Source organism: Streptomyces sp. SID9727, from assembly GCF_010550605.1.
GTDB lineage: Bacteria > Actinomycetota > Actinomycetes > Streptomycetales > Streptomycetaceae > Streptomyces.
The window spans coordinates 1-1,894 of the sequence record NZ_JAAGNI010000428.1 but is presented as its reverse complement, the minus strand read 5'-3'; the positions used below and the strand labels follow the sequence as shown (position 1 = coordinate 1,894).

Below are 1,894 nucleotides of genomic sequence, written 5' to 3'. Positions count from 1 at the left end.
GCCGGACGCGTCGAGGGCGGTCAGCGCGGGCGTCCCGGCGAACCGGTCGAGGGCCGTCCGGATGCGCCGTATCTTCCGCCGGGCGGCCACGCCCGCGCCCGCCCCGGAGCCGGGACCGGACGCGGCACCGGCCCCGGGGCCCTGCGGCAGACCCGCCCCCGTCTCGTCCGGGTGCGGGGCCAGCGCGAGCGTCATCGTCAGATAGCGGGCGGCCGGGCGCAGGCCGGTGCGGCGGGTGAAGCCGTCCAGGTCCTCACCGGTCAGCAGCGCGGCCATCAGCGCGTGCCGGCCGCCGTGCTCCTGGCTGTCCAGGATCTGCCGGGCCTCCAGATAGGCGCCGCTCACCGCGGAGGTCAGCTGCTGCTGGAGGACGAGGATGCGGTCCATGATCTCCAGCACGGCGGGCAGGTCCCCCGGCCCGGCGTCCCGCGCGGTCTCCTCCCAGCACATCGCGACGCCCACCTGGTAGGCGGTGAGGATGGCGTCCAGCGGCACGCCCTCCTCGGCACGCTGGGCGGCCGAGTCGCGCTGCTGGGCGAGTTCGCCGTCGGTGGCGGCCCTGCGGTGTTCGAGGACGTCCGCGAAGAGCCGCAGGTTGTGCTGGACGATGTCGGCGATGTCGCCCGCGATCTCCTCGTGCGGCAGCTCCGCGTAGACCGGGAGGTCACTGAGAAGACGGGCGACCACCCGGGTGGTCAACGCGGGGACGCGGGCCCGCAGCCGCACCGCCACGGGACGCCCGGAAATGACCAACGACCCCTGCCTGACGGCCCGTTCATTGTCACGCGTCACAAAAGCCCCCGGCGAAGTCTGCGTTACCCACCAGTTAAACGACGGCGTTCGAGTCTGCATGATGACCGACGACACCCGCCATGCCCCCACTCACAGCGCACCGGAGGTCGTCGTGAAATCGTCCTGGAACAAGGCGTTCTGTCGTACTGTCGGAGGAGCCGCCACCGCCGTCGCCCTGGCCTCCCTGGCCGTGGGCACCACCGCTTCCGGCGCCTGGGCGGCGAGCGCGGACGACCCCGTGCAGTACGTGGCGCTCGGCGACTCGATGGCCTCCGGGCCGCTCATCCCGGGCATCACGGGACCGCTGGCCTGCGGCCGTTCCACCCACAACTACGCGCACGAGCTCGCGGCGAGCATCGGCGCCTCGCTGCGCGACGTCACGTGCAGCGGGGCCCAGTCCAAGCACATGACGGAGAAGCAGTCCCTGTCGCTGCTCGACGTGCCGATGGGCTCGGCGGCGCCCCAGTTCGACGCGCTGCGCGCCGACACCGACCTGGTGACCCTCACCATCGGCGGCAACGACGCCGGTCTCGTCGGCATCGCGCAGGACTGCATGCAGCTCGACCCGACCGCGACCCCGTGCAGGGACAAGCTGGCCGAGGGCGGGGTCGACCAGGTGGCGCAGCGGATCGACGCCTTCGCGCCGCGCCTCGGAGCCGTACTGGACGGAATCCACCAGCGGTCGCCGCACGCCAGGGTCCTGGTGACGGGGTACGGGCTCTACATCAAGCCGGGCGGCTGCTGGCCGCTGCAGCCCGTGCTGCCGGTCGACGCCGACTTCCTCCAGGGCAGCGTGAACCGGATGAACGCGGTGATCGCCGAGCGGAGCGCCGCGCACGGCGCCGAGTACATCGACGTCGCCACCCCCAGCAAGGGCCACGACGCCTGCCAGGCACCGTCCGACAAGTGGGTCGAGGGATACGTGCCGACCGCTTCGGCCGCCCCGCTGCACCCGAACGCGCGGGGCGAGGCCGCCTACGCGCGCATCATCGGCGCCCACCTCCAGGGGAGCTGACCCGTGCGGCAGCGGACACTCGCCGGACTGCTCGCCGCGGCGCTCGGCGCCGCCGCGCTCCTCGCCCCGCCCGCCCACGCGGCCCCG

At 73.5% G+C, this 1,894-nt stretch carries 1 protein-coding gene and 1 pseudogene; one reads left to right on the top strand and one right to left on the bottom strand.

The genetic code is table 11. The features are described from left to right. Positions 1–753: pseudogene (locus G3I41_RS29650) on the bottom strand (PucR family transcriptional regulator); the annotation flags it as partial. 151 nt (positions 754–904) lie between these two features. Between G3I41_RS29650 and G3I41_RS29645 the strand changes: the two are divergent. After that, positions 905–1,807, top strand: coding sequence for an SGNH/GDSL hydrolase family protein (locus G3I41_RS29645; RefSeq protein ID WP_164403580.1), 903 nt, complete (start codon positions 905–907; stop codon positions 1,805–1,807). The last annotated feature ends 87 nt before the right edge of the window (positions 1,808–1,894 follow it).